Origin of the sequence: Hymenobacter coccineus (assembly GCF_001816125.1) — a bacterium.
In the GTDB taxonomy this organism is placed as follows: domain Bacteria; phylum Bacteroidota; class Bacteroidia; order Cytophagales; family Hymenobacteraceae; genus Hymenobacter; species Hymenobacter coccineus.
This window is the reverse complement of the sequence record NZ_MDZA01000026.1, coordinates 1-15,918: the sequence shown is the minus strand read 5'-3', so window position 1 is coordinate 15,918 and position 15,918 is coordinate 1. Positions and strand designations below refer to the sequence as shown.

General features: G+C 65.7%; 13 protein-coding genes, 1 pseudogene and 1 riboswitch. Of the genes and pseudogenes, 7 read left to right on the top strand and 7 right to left on the bottom strand.

Features of this window, described 5'->3' with window-relative positions; all coding sequences use genetic code 11:
* On the bottom strand, positions 1-1,209 hold a 1,209-nt coding region (locus BEN49_RS02365; RefSeq protein ID WP_125916432.1), incomplete at its 3' end, for a sensor histidine kinase.
* A gap of 208 nt (positions 1,210-1,417) precedes the next feature.
* Positions 1,418-2,097, bottom strand: a pseudogene (locus BEN49_RS02360) (response regulator transcription factor).
* Positions 2,098-2,220: 123 nt separating this feature from the next.
* Here BEN49_RS02360 and BEN49_RS02355 point away from each other — a divergent pair.
* Entirely contained in the window at positions 2,221-2,955 is a 735-nt protein-coding gene (locus tag BEN49_RS02355) for a GAF domain-containing protein (protein WP_070740230.1), read from the top strand.
* 58 nt (positions 2,956-3,013) lie between these two features.
* Positions 3,014-3,107: riboswitch (SAM riboswitch) on the top strand.
* A 245-nt stretch (positions 3,108-3,352) separates the two neighbouring features.
* A complete protein-coding gene (locus BEN49_RS02350) occupies positions 3,353-4,816 on the top strand; it encodes an amino acid permease (RefSeq protein WP_070740228.1) in 1,464 nt (487 codons plus the stop codon).
* Between the two features lie 173 nt (positions 4,817-4,989).
* Here BEN49_RS02350 and BEN49_RS02345 read toward each other — a convergent pair whose 3' ends face one another.
* The 3 genes from BEN49_RS02345 to BEN49_RS02335 form a co-directional block, all read right to left on the bottom strand.
* Positions 4,990-5,409 (bottom strand): secondary thiamine-phosphate synthase enzyme YjbQ, encoded by a 420-nt coding sequence (locus tag BEN49_RS02345; protein WP_070740225.1) that lies wholly within the window; start codon positions 5,407-5,409, stop codon positions 4,990-4,992.
* Between the two features lie 161 nt (positions 5,410-5,570).
* Positions 5,571-6,479 carry a YsnF/AvaK domain-containing protein gene (locus BEN49_RS02340; protein ID WP_070740222.1) on the bottom strand — a complete coding sequence of 303 codons (909 nt, stop codon included), beginning with the start codon at positions 6,477-6,479 and terminating at the stop codon, positions 5,571-5,573.
* A gap of 57 nt (positions 6,480-6,536) precedes the next feature.
* The gene (locus BEN49_RS02335) at positions 6,537-6,956 is read right to left on the bottom strand and encodes a YsnF/AvaK domain-containing protein (RefSeq protein WP_070740236.1); all 420 of its coding nucleotides are present in this window, start codon (positions 6,954-6,956) and stop codon (positions 6,537-6,539) included.
* Positions 6,957-7,251: 295 nt separating this feature from the next.
* Between BEN49_RS02335 and BEN49_RS02330 the strand changes: the two genes are divergently transcribed.
* Both BEN49_RS02330 and BEN49_RS29145 read left to right on the top strand, forming a co-directional pair.
* Positions 7,252-9,441: a DNA topoisomerase 3 gene (locus tag BEN49_RS02330; protein ID WP_239691783.1), complete on the top strand. Its 2,190-nt coding sequence runs from the start codon at positions 7,252-7,254 to the stop codon at positions 9,439-9,441.
* On the top strand, positions 9,372-9,821 hold the full coding sequence (locus BEN49_RS29145; protein ID WP_239691782.1) for a topoisomerase C-terminal repeat-containing protein: 450 nt from the start codon (positions 9,372-9,374) through the stop codon (positions 9,819-9,821). The genes BEN49_RS02330 and BEN49_RS29145 overlap by 70 nt, the downstream gene beginning before the upstream one ends.
* Positions 9,822-9,841: 20 nt before the next feature.
* Here the strand turns inward: BEN49_RS29145 and BEN49_RS02325 are convergent, their stop codons facing one another.
* Positions 9,842-11,764 (bottom strand): prolipoprotein diacylglyceryl transferase, encoded by a 1,923-nt coding sequence (locus BEN49_RS02325; protein ID WP_070740219.1) that lies wholly within the window; start codon positions 11,762-11,764, stop codon positions 9,842-9,844.
* A gap of 177 nt (positions 11,765-11,941) precedes the next feature.
* A complete protein-coding gene (locus BEN49_RS02320) occupies positions 11,942-13,420 on the bottom strand; it encodes an SDR family oxidoreductase (RefSeq protein ID WP_070740215.1) in 1,479 nt (492 codons plus the stop codon).
* 518 nt (positions 13,421-13,938) lie between these two features.
* On the opposite strand from BEN49_RS02320, the gene BEN49_RS02315 reads away from it, so the two are divergent.
* From BEN49_RS02315 to BEN49_RS02305, 3 genes are all read left to right on the top strand, one after another.
* On the top strand, positions 13,939-14,634 hold the full coding sequence (locus tag BEN49_RS02315) for a PAS domain-containing protein (protein WP_070740212.1): 696 nt from the start codon (positions 13,939-13,941) through the stop codon (positions 14,632-14,634).
* A 30-nt stretch (positions 14,635-14,664) separates the two neighbouring features.
* The gene (locus BEN49_RS02310; protein ID WP_070740209.1) at positions 14,665-14,901 is read left to right on the top strand and encodes a PAS domain-containing protein; all 237 of its coding nucleotides are present in this window, start codon (positions 14,665-14,667) and stop codon (positions 14,899-14,901) included.
* Between the two features lie 2 nt (positions 14,902-14,903).
* The coding region (locus BEN49_RS02305) for a sensor histidine kinase (RefSeq protein ID WP_239691781.1) at positions 14,904-15,918 on the top strand (1,015 nt) is incomplete at its 3' end.

Sequence of the window (15,918 nt, the reverse complement as noted above, 5' to 3'; positions counted from 1 at the left end):
GGCGTGCAGGCCGGGGCCCTCGTCGGCCACCAGCAGGGCGAGGCGGTGGGGCCCCGGGGCCAGCGTGGCCGTGACGGTGCCGCCGCCGGCCGAAAACTTGCACGCGTTGTCGAGCACGTTCAGCACGGCCGCCAGCAGCAGGGCCTCGTTGCCGCGCACCACGAAGGCGTCGGCTTCGCCGAAAGCCAGGTCGACGCGGCAGGTGGGGTAGCGGCGCAGCACCTGCTCGTGGGCCAGCAGCAGCAGCTCGTCGAGGGCCACGGGCGCCATGGGCACCTGCGAGGGGTCGTCGGAGGCCCGGGCGATTTGCAACAGGCCATTGGTCAGCTCGGTCAGGCGCCGGGCCGAGTCCAGGGTGCGTTGCAGCACGCGGCGGTACTCGGCCGGGGGCCGCTCGGCTTGCAGCAGGGCCACCTCCAGCTCGCCAATAAGGGCCGTGAGCGGCGTGCGCAGCTCGTGCGAAGCATCGCGCACGAAGGTGCGCTGCCCGGCAAAGGCCGATTCGAGCCGGTCGAGCAGGCGGTTGAAGCGCTGGGCCAGGCGGCCAATCTCGTCGGCGTGGCCCGTGGCGGGCGTCAGGCGCTGGCCCAGGTCGGTGGCCGTGATGCCGTCCACCTCCCGCACCATGCGGCGCAGCGGCCGCAGGGCCTGCCCGGCAAAGCCCCACCCGCCGAGGCCCGTCACGGCCAGGGCCGCCAGCAGGCCCGCCGCCAGCAGCTGCCGCAGCTGGGCCAGCTGCTGGCGGCCGTCCTCGTCCACCGACGAGGCCACCACCACCAGGGCCCCCAGGCGGGCGTCGCGGTAGAGCAGGCCCACGGTTTCGTGGTAGTTGGTTTCGGGCTCGAGCACGGCGCGGCCGGCGCGGCGCACCTCGGCCAGCCAGGCGGCGGGCACCGCGCGCGCGGGCCCCTGCCCCTCCCGAAACACGAGGCGGCCGGTGGCGTCGTACACCCGGCCCACCTCGGCGGGCAGCGTGCGGTAGAGCTGCTGCAAGTAGCGCCGGTAGGCGGCGCGGTGGCCGGCGTCGGCGGCTTCTTCCTGGCCGGCGGCGTAGGCGTGGCCCACCACCATGGTGCGCTGAAACAGGCTCTGGGTGAAGAGCAGGCGCCGCGACTGCTGCGTGGCCACGTAAATGACCCCCGCAAACAGCAGCAGCGTAACGGCCAGAATAGCCCCAAACTGGAGCGCCAAGCGAAGGCGAATGGACACGGCGGCGGGGATTTTTAGATGTGCAGGATGGGAAGAATGTGCAGGATGTGGAAATGGGGCCCCTGATCGGTTAGTAGGCAGTCATGCAGCGCGATTCAGCGTTCGCTGCACGGTGTACCGCCAAGCTGTGCTTGGCCTTGCCCCAGGGGCCTCAGGGCAGCGTAGGCAAGGCCAAGCACAGCTTGGCGGTACAAGCAAACTGCCCTACTTAGTCCTCGCTCTTCATCATGTAGCCCATGCCCACCAGCGTGTGGATAAGCTTGGTATCGAAAGCTTTATCAATTTTTTTGCGCAGGAAGTTGATGTACACGTCCACCACGTTCGAGCCGGTGTCGAAGCTCAGGTCCCAGACGTGCTCCAGCAAATCGGCGCGGCTCACTACCCGGTTTTGGTGGCGCAGCAGGTACTCGAGCAAGGCAAATTCGCGGGCCGTGAGCTGGATGGCCTGGCCGGCGCGCGCCACGCGCTTGGCGGCGGGGTCGAGGCTGAGGTCGGCCAGGTGCAGGGGCGCGGTGGGGCGGGGGCCTCGGTGCGGCGGCGCACCAGGGCCCGCAGGCGCGCCAGCAGCTCTTCAAAGGCAAAGGGCTTCACGAGGTAGTCGTCGGCCCCGGCGTCGAGGCCCCGGATTTTGTCGTCCATTTCGCCCAGCGCCGTCAGCATCAGGATGGGTACGCCCGCGTCGTGGGCCCGCACCTGGCGGCACACCTCCAGCCCGCTCAGGCCCGGCAGCAACTGGTCCAGAATGAGGCAGTCGTAGCGGGTGGCCTGGGCCCGGGTTAGGCCCAGCAGGCCGTCGGCGGCCAGGTCCACGGCGTAGCCCTGCTCGCTGAGGCCCTGGTACAGAAACGCGGCCACGGAAGGTTCGTCTTCGACTAATAAGATGCGCATACAATCGGCGAGTAGGGGGCCCCAAAGGAACGCACCGGCCGCCAATGGCGGGCCCCGGGCCCCGTTAAAGCGCCGCCGTGAACTGAACTTTAGGATTGGCTTTGTGCTTAGCCAGGAAATTATATGAATAACCTCGCCGCGCACCCCGACCTCATTCCCACCTACGAGCCCCACCGCCTGGAGGCCCTGCGCCCCTACCAGGTACTGAGCGTGCCCGGCCAGCAGCTTTTCAACGATTTGGTGAGCATCGTGGCCAAGCTTTTCGGCGTGCCCGTGGCCCTGGTCTCGCTGGTGGAGGCCGAGGAGGTCGTTTTTGCCGGCAACGTGGGCCTGCCCGGCCTCGAGCGGGTGGCGCGGCCCGATAGCCTGTGCTCGGTGGCCGTGCTGCAAGACGGCGCGACGGTGTACGAAAACCTGCTGGTGCGCCCCTGCCACCTCACCACCCCCGGCGCGGCGGCGGCGCTCGACCTGCAATTCTACGCCGGCCAACCCCTGCGCTCGGCCGATGGCTTTGCCATTGGCACGCTGTGCGTGATGGACCACGCCCCGCGCACGTTTTCGGCCGAAGAAAGCGTGCTGCTCGCCAGCCTCGGCGACGTGGCCACGGCCCTGCTCGACCTGCGCGTGGCCCTGGAAACCGATCCTAACCTGGCCGGGGCCCTGCGCCAGCGCGTCGACGCGCGCATCGGCCAGTCGCTCACCCGCATCGACACCCTGGCCTCGCTTCAGCAGTGGGAAGCTACGCCCGACACCGAGGCCGCCCAGGACTACCGCCGCTCCAGCCGCGAGGAGGCCACCCAGGTGGTGCGCGGCTTGCACGCCGAGCTGCGCCAAACCCTGGCCGACCTGCCCCGCTAGCGCCGGGGCCCCGCCGCCGTACCTTTGCCGGGCAACGCCGCGGTGCGCCGCGGGTTGTTTTTTATAAAGAGGCGCCGAGAGACAGGCTCGTGGACGCGCCGGCAACCCCCCGCTTTTAGCGGGCCCGGTGCCAAGGCCTGGTTCGATAAAAACGCGCTGCCGTGCTGTACTCATCCCTTTTGTTGCCCCTTTTGCCGGCCGTAGCCGGCCGCCGTCCCGTGCCCACCGGCCGCTGTTGTTGCAGCGCCGCGCACCGGGCCGGGTAGGGCCCCCAGCCGGCGGTGGGCCGGCTTTTCATCCGTTATCTTTTTTTGTGGGAAGTGGTTTGGACGGGGCCCGGGGCCCTGGCCGCCCCTTTGTTTACCGCCGGGCCCGCGCCGGGCCCCGAGTTTTCGTTATGCTGAAAAAATCACTGGCCCTGCTCCAACGCGAAGCGGCCGAAACCGGGGGCAACACCCTCAAGCGCACCCTCAACGGCTTCAGCCTCATTGCCATCGGCATCGGCGTCATCATCGGCGCGGGCCTGTTTTCGCTCACCGGCATCGCGGCGGCCAACAACGCCGGGCCGGCCGTCACGCTCTCCTTCGTGGTGGCGGCCGTGGGTTGCGCCTTCTCGGCGTTGTGCTACGCCGAATTTGCCGCCCTGGTGCCCGTGTCGGGCTCGGCCTACACCTATTCTTACGCCACCATGGGCGAGCTGTTCGCCTGGATCATCGGCTGGGACCTCGTGCTGGAGTACTCGGTGGGCGCCGCCACGGTGGCCATCAGTTGGTCGCAATACCTCATCAAGTTCCTGAGCAAATACGGCCTGCACCTGCCGGCCCAGTTGGTGATGTCGCCCTTCGAGTCGGCCAAGCTCGCCGACGGCTCCAGCGTGACGGGCTACGTGAACGTGCCGGCCATGCTGGTGGTGCTGGCCATCACGGCCATCGTCACTCGCGGTACCAAGGGCTCTGCCTGGTTCAACGCCCTGGTAGTAGCCCTGAAGGTGGCCGTGGTGCTGGTGTTCATCGCCCTGGGCTGGAAGTACATCGACCCCGCCAACTACCAGCCCTACATCCCGGCCAACACCGGCAGGTTCGGCGAGTTCGGCCTGAGCGGCATTTTGCGCGGCGCGGGCGTTATCTTCTTCGTGTTCATCGGCTTCGACATCGTGGCCACCATGGCCCAGGAAACCAAGAACCCGCAGCGCAACATGCCCATCGGCATCCTCGGCTCGCTGGCGGTGTGCACGGTGCTGTTCGTGCTTTTCGGCCACGTCCTCACGGGCCTAGCCAATTACACCGAGTTCAAAAACAGCGCCGCCCCGGTGGCCATTGCCATCGAGAAAACGCCCTACGCCTGGCTCAGCTCGGCCGTGATTTTGGCCATCCTCATCGGGTACACGTCCGTTATTCTGGTCGATTTGCTGGGGCAGTCGCGGGTGTTTTTCTCCATGTCGCGCGACGGGCTGCTGCCGCCGGTGTTCTCCAAGTTGCACCCCACCTTCAACACGCCGTTCCAGTCGAGCCTGCTGCTGGGCTCGTTCATTGCCGTGTTCGCGGGCTTCGTGCCCATCAGCGTGGTGGGCGAAATGACGAGCATCGGCACGCTGCTGGCCTTCGTGATGGTGTGCCTGGGCGTGATGATTATGCGCCGCACCAACCCCGACGCGCCCCGCAGCTTCCGCACGCCGTGGGTGCCAGTGGTGCCCATCCTGGGCATCGTAGTATGCCTGGTGATGATGGCTTCGCTGCCCTGGGAAACCTGGCTGCGCCTGTTCGTGTGGCTGGCCCTGGGCCTGGCCATCTACTTCGGCTACGGTAAGAAAAACAGCAAATTGCGCCAAGCCCAAGAGCGCGGTGACGCCGATGCATTTTAGCAAACACAAAAAAGGCCGTCATGCTGAGCGCAGCCGAAGCATCTCTATCGCAGCAGTAATTAATTTGCTCAGCGGGAAAGATGCTTCGGCTGCGCTCAGCATGACGGCCTTCTTTGTGTTTCCGTAATTCCTGGACGGCCTTAATTAAAGGCCTGGCCCGCTACGCCTATCACTCACTCGCCCATCAGCGTGAGCACCAGCGAGCGGCGGCCGCCGTGGTCGCGGTGCTCGCCCAGGTAGATGCCCTGCCAGATGCCCAGCGCTGGGGCCCCGTTCGTAATGGGGATGCTGACGCTGCTGCCCAGCAGCGCGGCTTTCAGGTGGGCCGGCATGTCGTCGGGGCCCTCCGCGTTGTGCCGGAAGTAGGGCGCATTCTCGGGGGCGGTGCGGTTAAAGAACTGCTCGAAGTCGTGGCGCACCGTGGGGTCGGCGTTTTCATTAAGGCACAAGCTGGCCGACGTATGCTGGATGAAAACGTGCAGCAGGCCGGCCCGCACTTGCCGCAACTCGGGTAGCTCGTCGAGCACGTAATCGGTGATGAGGTGAAAGCCCCGGCGCAGGGCCGGTAGCCGCAATTGTTTCTGAACAACCATTGGGGAGCGGTGGGGGTGATGGGAGGCATACGCGGACTTGCCCGGCCACAGCCAAGCACCCGTGGCTAACCACGCGGCGCCGGGCGCACCCGCGGGGCCAGCCACAAAAAAAAAGGCTGCCGAATGCCGGCAGCCTTTCTATTTATACGTGCCTTGGCGGCTTAGCGCGGGCGAGCGGCGGCGTCATCGTCCAGGTCGTAGTCGGCCCCGGTGCGGGTTTGGGTCGTGCCCAGGTTTTCCACTTCCACGTCGGTTTTGCGCACCGTGTCGTGGATGGTTTCTACGCGTTCGGTAGCACTTTTGTCGATGCTAACCTCGCCCACCACGCGGGCTTCTTTGCTCACCACGGCCCGCTCGGCCGATTCGGTCAGGCTAATCTCGCCCTCCTTGAAGGCGGCAAAGTCAGCTTCTGTGGCGGGACGGTTCACGTCGGTGCGGTTCACGTTCACGTGCTCCTCGCGCAAGCGTACGCTCTCTTCCACTGGGCGCTCGATGATGCGGGTGCGAATGCGGGCCCCGCCGGTTTGCTCCACGCGCTTGCCTACTTGCAAGTTTTCTTCAATGATATTCAGCTTTTGGGCACCTTCGGCGGAGTTAGCGGCGTAGCCCTGGGCCCCCGTCATGCCGTAGCCTTGGGTAGTGGCCTGCTCGTTCACGTCGATCGCCCCGGCGTTGTCCAAAATGTCGCGGGCGCGCTCGGCCTCGTCGGCGGTAGCGGCGTGCACCGTTACCACCGAGCTGCCGCCCCGGGCCACATTGGTGTAAGCCCGGGCATCGTCGTTGTCGTCGCCGCCGAAGAGGTTGCTGAAGAAGTTACCGATGCCGTCCTCGGTTTTGCCGGCCACGCGGGCGGTGGCGTCCACTGCTCCCTCAACGGCCGTGCCGCTGCTATTTTGGAAGTCCGACGGGTCGTTGTTGCGGCCTGGGCTACCGCCCATTGCGCCGGTATTGCCTTGCTGCTGGGCAGCTACGTCCACGTTGTCGCGCACGAAGCCAGCGCTGGTAAGTTGCTGAACGGCTTGCTGCGCTTCTGAAGCGCTATTGAACAGGCCTACTACGGTTTGTGCCATGATGGTCAGAAGTTTGTGGGAAATGAAAGTAAGAAAAGGGGAAAGGGAAGCGGAAAATCAGGATTGGGGCGGCGTGGGCGGCGTGGGGACCCGCTCGTAGTGCACTTCTTCGCGGCGCAGCTCCACGGTTTGGGGCGTGCTGTTGTTCAGCACCTGCGTGCGCACGTGCAGTTCTTCCACCAGCAGCAAGCGTTTGGTCACGACGACCTCCTCGCGCAGTATGGGCAGGATCATCGTTTCGCCTTCATAGCGCACGGCCGGGGCCTCGTCCACGTAGCGGTTCACGGCGATGCGCTGCACCTGCACTTGCTCTTCGCGCAAGGGCACGTCCACCGTTTGCGTGTCGAGGTGCACGTACTTGCGGATGACCACGCGACCGGTTTCGACCGTCTCCTTTTCGAGGCGTACGAACTCTTCGATCACCGGCACAACTAAGGGTGTGGCGTTGGTTGGGAGCTGGGAGTCGGAAGGCTGCATGGGGGCGTTGTACGGGGCGTCCATAGTAGGGTTTGGGTCGGTTTGCGAATGCCTAAATTATATTGTAACTATCTAAAGGTTAAAATATTAAGAGAAATGTTTGGCACTGTTTTTTAGTGTTGGGCTTGTATTATTTTAAGCTTTGTTAATCAGTGGCTTTGGGCTTTCACGGCGCTGTTTAGTTTTTTGGGTGGGACCCCGGGCCGGCCGTTTTTCCGACCTTTTCTGCGGTTACCTTTGTTAATTATCCTGCTGCCCCTCCACCAGCCACGTCCTTTTACTCAGCGAATACCCAGTGATTGTTTGCATTGCCGAAAAGCCCAGCGTAGCCCGCGAAATTGCCACCGTGTTGGGCGCCACCCGCCGCATGGACGGCTACATGGAGGGCAACGGCTACCAGGTGACCTGGACCTTCGGCCACTTTTGCCAGCTCAAGGAGCCCGACGACTACGACCCGCAGTGGAAGCGCTGGAACCTGCACGCGCTGCCCATGATTCCGGACTCGTTCGGCATCAAGCTCATGCGCCGTGACGAGGGCGTGGTGAAGCAGTTCCACACCATCAAGCGGCTGGTGGACGAGGCCACGGAGGTCATCAACTGCGGCGACGCCGGGCAGGAGGGGGAAGTGATTCAGCGCTGGGTGCTGATGGAAGCCAAGTGCCGCAAGCCGGTGAAGCGGCTCTGGATTTCGTCGCTCACTGAGGAAGCCATTCGGCAAGGGTTCAACAACTTGCGCGACGGCAAGGAGTTCGACAAGCTCTACCAAGCCGGCAAGAGCCGCGCGGTGGGCGACTGGCTGCTGGGCCTGAACGCCACGCGCCTCTTCACCCTGAAATACACCACCTACCAGGATAAGCAGCTGCTGAGCATCGGGCGGGTGCAAACGCCCACGCTGGCCCTGCTGGTGGCCCGGCACCACGAAATCCAGAACTTCAAGCCCGAGCCTTACTGGGTGCTGCGGACCGAGTACCGGGGCACGATGTTCGCCCACATCGCCCCGCCCAAGCAGGCCAAAGCCGCCGAGGATGCCCCCGACGAAAAGGAGCGCCTGCGGGCCCTGGGTTACTTCGTGACCGAGAAGGAAGCCAATGAGGCCCTGGAGGCCGTGCGCCCCGCGCCGCTGGTGATTACCGACGTAGAGATTAAAAAAGGCCGCGAGTCGCCGCCGCGCTTGTTCGATTTGACCTCGCTGCAAGTGCAGTGTAACAACCAGTTGGGCCTCTCGGCCGAGGATACGCTGAAAATCGTGCAGGCCCTGTACGAGAAGAAGGCGGTGAGCTACCCGCGGGTGGATACCACGTTTCTGCCCGACGACCAGTACCCGAAAATCCCCGGCATTTTGCGCGGCCTGGCTTACCCCACGCTGACGGCCCCGCTGCTGGCGGGCAAGATTCCGAAGACGGGCAAGGTATTCAACAACAACAAGGTAACCGACCACCACGCCATCATCCCGACCGGCGCGGCGGGCCCCAGCGGCGGCATGGAAAGCAGCGTGTACGACATCATCGCCCGCCGCTTCATCGCCGCCTTTTACCCCGACTGCGAGGTGAGCAACACCACCGTGCTGGCCGAGGCCGCCGAGCGCCCGTTCCGGGTGCGCGGCCGCCAAATCCTCAGCCCCGGCTGGCGCGTGGTGTACGGCGACCCGGCCCAGCAGGCGGTCCCCAAGCCCGCGCCCGCCGCCGGCGCCCAGCCCGGGGCCCCCGCCGCCGAGGACGATGATGTGGTGAGTACCGTGCTGCCGGCCTTCGTGAAGGGCGAAAGTGGGCCCCACGCGCCGCGCCTCGACAGCAAAACCACCCAGCCGCCCAAGGACTACACCGAGGCCAGCCTGCTGCGCGGCATGGAAACCGCCGGCCGCAACATCGACGACGAGGAGCTGCGCCAGGCGATGAAGGAAAACGGCATCGGCCGCCCCAGCACCCGCGCCGCCATCATCGAAACGCTGTTCAAGCGCAACTACATCCGGCGCGAGAAAAAGCGCATCCTGCCCACGCCCACCGGTGTTGAGCTCATCGGCCTCATCCGCAACCCGACGCTGAAATCGGCGGAGCTGACCGGGCAGTGGGAGCACAAGCTGCGCCAGATTGAGCGCGGCGAACTCACCAGCGAGCAGTTCCTGGGCGAGCTCACCGGCTTGGTACGCGAGATGGTGCAGGAGGTGAAAACCGACGGCTCGGGCCGCGCCGTGACCAGCGGCAGCGCCGAGCAAGCCGCCGCCCGGGGCCCCCAGGGTGCCGCCGCGGTGGCCCTGGGCGGCAAGCCACCGCCACGCCTGCGGCCAAGAAACCAGCCGACGCCACGGCCGGCCTGGGGCCCTGCCCGGTGTGCAAAACCGGCCACGTGCTGCGCGGCAAAACGGCCTTTGGCTGCGCCCGCTTCCGCGAGGGCTGCGCTTTTCGGCTGCCCACGGAAATGCAGGGCAAGAAGTTCAGCGACCCGCAAATCAAAGCCTTGCTCAGCAAGGGCCGCACCCCGATCATGAAGGGCTTCGCGGGGCCCGACGGGCAGAAGTTCGACGCCGCCCTCGGCCTCGACGCGCAGCACCAACCCGTGCTGCTGCCCGCCGCCGAAAGCAAGCCCACCACCGCCACCGACCCCGGCCAGATTCCGTGCCCGGTGTGCAAGCTCGGCACCATGCTGCGCGGCAGCAGCGCCTACGGTTGCTCGCGCTTCCGCGAGGATTGCCAGTTCCGCGTGCCCTTCGCCTGGGGCGGCAAAGAGCTGACTGACACACAACTAAAGCAGCTGCTGCGCCGCGGCGAAACGGGCGTCATCAAGGGCTTCGTATCGGCCAAAACCGGCAAGAAGTACGACGCCGCCCTGAAGGTGGACGAAGGACGTGTGGTGCCAGTATTTGGGTAGGGGTGAGGGCCCCACGGGCCCTACTTGAGGCCGATGCGGTAGTGCAGGCGCAGGCTGAGTTGGTGACGCCGGCTGAAATCAGTGGCAGCGCTGGGCTCCAGGCTGAAGCTGCCGCCGCGCAGGCGGATGTTGGCAGCTGCGAAGCCCAATGTCGAATTGATGGTGCGTTCGGTGCCGTACTTATCCGCAGAACCATAGGCGTCGGAAGTAGGCTGGGCGAACGCCAGGCCGGCCACCACGGTGCTGCCGTTGCGGGTGCCCAGCCCTGAACCCAGGCCCACGCGAAAAAGGTAGTCCCCCACGCTGCCTATCCCGCGGCCAGCGTCGGCCTGCGCGAAAAACTTCTGTCGGTTGCCCACCCAAATCTGCATATCGGGCAGGAAATGAGTGGTTTGCAATACAGAGTCGCCCTTTAAGCTGCGGTTGTTGAGCAAGTTGCCCACGTGAAACCCGAGGTGGAACCCGAAGCTGAGGTTATTGCGAATGCGGGGCGCACCTTCTATGTACGGATTGATATCAAACAGGCCATAATCTCGGGTATAAGGCACAAAATCGGTTCGTAGGGGGTCCCCACCGGGTACTTGCGGGGCGTACCCCACGCGGTCGGTGCCGCCCCACATGCCCAGGCCAACGGCGCCCGTTCCGGTGTGCTTCAGCCGCAACGTGGCTTCGGCCCCCACGACTTGGTAGCGGTGCAAGTAGCCCGAGCGGGCGGGTGGCACTGGGTAGCTGCCACCCCCGCCGCACCCGCCGCCGCTGGTAGTGGCGTTGTAGTCAAAATCCTGGTCGTAACTGCCTTGCGAAGCGCCCACCGAAAAATCAATGGTCCGCGTCGAATCCTGGCTGGGGGCCGGGGCCTGGCTCATCAGAACGAGCAGGGCCAGGGCCCCGGCGAAGGCCAGCCGGGGCTGCCCGCGCCATCCGGCCGCGGCCAGTGCCGGCCACCAGGCGGCCGCTTCGGCCAGCAGCAGGGCCCCCAGCGCCACTTGCAGCACCCGAAACTCGGCCCCCGTGAGGGCATGGGGCGCCAAGGCGGCCGTTAGGGCCAGCAATGCCGCAGCGCCGGCCAGCTGCCGCACCGGCTGCGGCGCACCGGGCGTGGCCGCCCGGGCCACTGAGAACACGGTGCCCCACCACCGCAGCAGCGCCGCGCCGGCTAAGTGCAGCAGCCCTAGCCCCAGCACGCCCCACTGGATGGCCAGCAGCCGCACGCCGCCCAGCACTAGGGGTTGGGCTCCCAGAGTTTGGCTGGCCGGGTCGCGCCATTGGCACAGCCCACCCCAGGCCAGCAGCAGGGCCCCCGTGCCCAGTAGGTAGCGCAAGCCAGCTGGCCAAGCGCGGCGGCGCGTGGCCCACGTAGCACCGGCCAGCGCCAGGCACAGCACCAACCCATACAGCTGCGTGGGCACCACGGGCAGCGTGTGCAGAGCCCCAGCGGGCAGCAAGCCCCGCGCCACTTGTACCGCATAGGGCCCCGTGCCGGGCCCGAAGCTTAGGCCCAAACCGCCGCTGCCCGCCAGCTCGCCCCAGCAGCAGCCGGCCGCCAGGCAGCCCAGGCACTGCACGGCCAGCCCTGCCGCCAGGGGCCCCACGAAGGCGTCGAACGCCGCCCAGCCCAGGCCCAGCCACCGCCGCAATGCCAACAGCACCAGGCTACTGGCGGCAATGCCGCCCAGGGCGGAGCGCATCGGGTAGGCCCCTAGGTCGGCCCCGCCGTGCCACAGCGCCGGCCAGTCGGCCAGCGGTAGCACCACCAGCTTGCAGCCCACCACGAAGGCCAGCAGCGTAGCGGCCTGCATCAGCAGCCAGGGGCGCAGCGCAAAGCCGCGCTGCCGGCCTTCCAGCAGCAGCAACAGTTGGTAGGTGGCCACGGCCAGCAGGTAGCAGGCGGTGTAGTGGCCGGGCCGAAAAACGGCGGGCAATTCGAACGTATAAAGGGGCATGGGCCGTGCGTTGGAAAGGAGGGGAGATGGCCCGAAAGGTAGCCGCCCGCCCTGCCCAAACACGATCCAAAAAACGCGACCATTAGACTCGCCACCGTCCAGTTTATGCAGTGTAGGCTATTGGCTGTTAATGCTTAAAGCAAAAAGCATTAGACTTATGGCTGGCCCATTAATAGGCTACTTTTCCGCGTCTTGGCCTTCAAACTCAATCAAATTCTTCACCATGCCCTTGAAGATGATGCCGTGGAAGGGCAGCACCGAGTACCAGTACAGGCGGCCGGCCAGGCCCTCGGGGCGGTAGGCGGCCAGCTGCTCCAGGGCGTGGGTGCCGTCCTCGTTGTCCACGATGCGGAACTGGAGCCAGGCCTCGCCGGGCAGGCGCATCTCGGCGTAGAGCAGCAGGCGCTTGGTGGCGCGGTCGGCCACCAGCACGCGCCAGAAATCGAGCGGGTCGCCGGCGCGCAGGCGGCTGGGCGAGCGGCGGCCCCGGCGCAGGCCCACGCCGCCCACCAGCTTGTCCATCAGGCCCCTAATGCGCCAGAGCCAGTCGGTTTTGTACCAGCCCCGCTCGCCGCCGATGCGCCAGATGTTGTCCATTACCTCGGCCACGGGCCGCGTGAACGTTCGCAGCTGCCGGTCGAAAAACATCCCGTTTTTGGGGATTTGGATGGCGTCCATGTAGTCCTGGCGCAGGGTGCCGCTGCTCATAGCGTCGCTCCAGCTGCTCACCACCTCGTTCTGCTCGATGCGCTGGAAGGCAAGGGCCAGGGCCTCGCGGTAGCTCATGCACGGGTGCGGCACGGCCCGGGCAATGCTGCGGGCGGGGTCGGCCACGGTGTCGTTCTTGAGGCTCTCGACCAGGCTCTGGGCCAGCGAAAACGAAGTGCTGGTGACCAGGTACAGCCACCACGACGAGAGCCGCGGCGTGAGCACGGGCACCGTCACGATCCAGCGCTTGTAGCCGCGCTGAGCGGCCAGGCCGAGCAGCATCTCCTTGTAAGTCAGCACGTCGGGGCCCCCGAGGTCGAAGCTCTCACCCAGGCAGGCGGGGTTGTCGAGCACGGCCACGAGGTAAAACATCACGTCGCGGATACCCAGCGGCTGGCAGCGCGAGTCCAGCCAGCGCGGCGTCACCATCACCGGCAGCTTCTCCACGATGTCGCGGATAATCTCGAACGAGGCCGACCCCGACCCGATGATGATGCTGGCCCGCAACACGGTGAGCTGGGCGTTTTGGGCCCCGGCCAGCACGTCTTCTACGGCGCTGCGCGAGCGCAGGTGCACGCTCAGGTCGTGGTCGTTGGCGATGCCGGAGAGGTAGATGACCTGCCGGGCCCCGGTGCGGTCGAGGTACTGCGTAAAGTTGCGGGCCGAATCCTGCTCCAGCTGGAAAAAATCCTTGTCGCCCCCGCTCATCGAGTGCACCAGGTAATAGGCCGCGTCGATGTCCAGGGGCAGATCGGACAGGGTTTCGGGCTTCAGCAGGTCGCCCTGCACGGCGCTCACCAGCGCGCGCCGCTCCTCGGGCAGCGTGTCGGGCAGGGCGAAGCGGCGGGCGTCGCGCACGAGGCACACCACCTCGTGGCCGGCCTCGGCCAGGCCGGGCAGCAGGCGCTGGCCAATGTAGCCGGTGGCCCCGGTGAGCAGGATTTTCATGGGTGGGAAGGGTAGAGGTGGTAGGCCAGGCCGGGGCCCCGCGCAGCTGTATCACTAAGAACGTGGAAATGATGCAGTTGTTCGGTTCTTGGGGCCCTGCTTGTGCCGCCCTGGGGCCCCGCCGCGCGTCGTGCTGGCTCTCCGGTGGGGGCCCCAGCGGTTAGTATTTTAGCATGGCGACGGGGCAGGGGAGAATGCATTTTGCATTATAACTAGATAAAAAATAAATAACGATGGACCACTGCCGGCTTTTGCGGCAATAGCTAATGCTGCTGATTTGCAATGGGTAACGCAGCCGATATTGAACCGTTTACGGTTCAGTTTACGTACAGCGTATTCAACGCGTACAATTAGTAAAATTCCCGCAAATTGTATATTATTTAGGGTCCCGAGCGGGACTGGCTGCATTAGCCGGAGCCTCTGGTTTAAGTGTTTATTGCTGTTTCGCCATGGTTTCTTCCCCTCCTCTTACCAGTTCGGCCGCTGAATTGGCAGCCGAACGGGCCCGATGCCAAGCATTGGAGGTCAAGCTGGCCGCCGCCGAACAAGCAGTGGCCGAAGCCCAGCAAGCGGCCCAGCGCCACGAAAACGAGATGCTGGCGGTGCTGCAGGCTATTCCCGTGGCCACGATGCTGCTCGACGGTAACAATCAGGTCCGGTACGTTAATCACAAGTGCCGCGACATGTTTGGGCTGTCCACCGATAGTTTGCAACGCCTCAACGAGCAGCGCAACGCCTCGGGCATGCTGGCCAATCCGCAGCTGCTGGCCGACCCGGAAAACGTCAGGGTGCAGCTGCGGGCGATGCGGGCAATCAATCATACGTCGCTCAACAACGATTTTACCCTGACCGACGGCCGCATTATTGCGGTGGATTACTTAGTGCTGGACGGCGTGGGTGCGGGGCACCTGTTCAGCGCCCGCGACGTGACGAGCCAGCGGCGTACCGAGCAGCAATTGGCTGAGCAGCAAGCATTCTATAACGACGTAATAACGAACTTGCCCGCGGCTGTGTCGGTGCTGGGCGCCGACTTGCGGTACCTGTTCGTCAACGCCGTCGCCGAGCCCAACCCGAAGGTGCGCGCGGCCATTGTAGGAACGGATACGGCCGAATGCTACGTGTTGCGCGGCCGCTCCAAACTGCAAGCAGAGCAGCGGCAACAACACCTGGAGCGGGCCGTGCAGCAGCGGCGTGAGGTGACGTGGGAAGAATGACAGCTGAACGGCGGCCAAGAACGCTGCTGGATGGGCAGTGCCCAGCCCCTGTTTGGCCCGGATGGGGCCCTGCGGATGGTTATCCTGACGGGCATCAACATCAGCGACCGCCTACGCATCGAGCAGAAGATGGCGCACCAGTGCGAATTCTACGAGGCCATCCTCAACCAATTACCCGTCGACATTGCCGTGTTCGAATCAGCGCACCGCTACCTGTACGCCAACCCCGCTTCCATTTCCAACGCCGGGGGCGGGAGCAAACCATGAGCATGAAAAACCGGGAATACTGCGCTTGGCGGGGGCGCCCGGCCGAGGTCGCCGTGCAGCGCGAGCGGGTGTTTAAGCAGGTGCTGCGCCAGCGGGCCGACGTGGCCTGGGAGGAAACGGTGCAAACCCCCGGTGGGGTGGAGCAGAAAATGCGGCGCCTGCGGCCGGTATTTGGGCCCGATGGGACGCTGCGCATGGTGGTGGGCTCGGGGCTCGACGTAACGGAGCGCTACCTGGCCGAGCGCGAGCTGCGGCGGGCCAAGCTGGCGGCCGAGCAGGCGGCCCTGGCCCGCGAGAGCTTCCTCTCTAACATGAGCCACGAAATTCGCACGCCCCTGAACGCGGTGCTAGGCATGGCGGGCCTGCTGGCGCGCAACACGCCGCTCACGCCCCGGCAGCAGGAGTACGTGGGGGCCATCCGCACGTCGGGCCAACACCTGCTGGGGGTGCTCAACGACGTGCTCGACATTGCCAAGATTACCTCGGCTGAGCAGCCATCCGAGCATAAGCCCTTCGACTTGATGGCCACGATGCGGGCCGTGGGGCAGATGCTGGCCCACCAAGCCACCGAGAAAAACCTCGCCCTGACCCTCGACCTGGCGCCGCTGCCGTGGGTGCTTGGCGACGCCCTGCGCCTGCGCCAGGTGCTGGTGAATTTGCTCGGCAACGCCCTCAAATTCACCAAGCGCGGGAAGGTGGAGCTGCGCGCGCAGGTGCTGGCCCGCCCCGCCGGGGCCCTCACCGTGGCCTTCCGCGTGACGGATACGGGGCCGGGCATCCCGGCCGACCGGCAGGAAGCCATTTTTGAGAGCTTCGCGCAGGCCTCGGCCGATACGGCGCGCCAGTTTGGCGGCACCGGGTTGGGGCTCACCATCAGCAGCCGCCTCGTGGAGCAGCTGGGCGGGCGCGTGCTAGTGAGCAGTGCCCCGGGCGAGGGCACCACTTTCGCCTTCGCCCTCACCTTTGCCGAGGCCGCCGCGCCTGCCTCCGCCACGCCGGCGGCCGCTGGGGCCCCCG

Excerpts from the sequence above, each read along its gene's own strand:
- BEN49_RS02320 (WP_070740215.1), bottom strand. The coding sequence starts at position 13,420 with ATGAAAATCCTGCTCACCGGGGCCACCGGCTACATTGGCCAGCGCCTG.
- BEN49_RS02345 (WP_070740225.1), bottom strand. The coding sequence starts at position 5,409 with ATGGTTGTTCAGAAACAATTGCGGCTACCGGCCCTGCGCCGGGGCTTT.
- BEN49_RS02350 (WP_070740228.1), top strand. The coding sequence starts at position 3,353 with ATGCTGAAAAAATCACTGGCCCTGCTCCAACGCGAAGCGGCCGAAACC.
- BEN49_RS02340 (WP_070740222.1), bottom strand. The coding sequence starts at position 6,479 with ATGGCACAAACCGTAGTAGGCCTGTTCAATAGCGCTTCAGAAGCGCAG.
- BEN49_RS02310 (WP_070740209.1), top strand. The coding sequence starts at position 14,665 with ATGGGCAGTGCCCAGCCCCTGTTTGGCCCGGATGGGGCCCTGCGGATG.
- BEN49_RS02325 (WP_070740219.1), bottom strand. The coding sequence starts at position 11,764 with ATGCCCCTTTATACGTTCGAATTGCCCGCCGTTTTTCGGCCCGGCCAC.
- BEN49_RS29145 (WP_239691782.1), top strand. The coding sequence starts at position 9,372 with ATGCAGGGCAAGAAGTTCAGCGACCCGCAAATCAAAGCCTTGCTCAGC.
- BEN49_RS02335 (WP_070740236.1), bottom strand. The coding sequence starts at position 6,956 with ATGCAGCCTTCCGACTCCCAGCTCCCAACCAACGCCACACCCTTAGTT.
- BEN49_RS02355 (WP_070740230.1), top strand. The coding sequence starts at position 2,221 with ATGAATAACCTCGCCGCGCACCCCGACCTCATTCCCACCTACGAGCCC.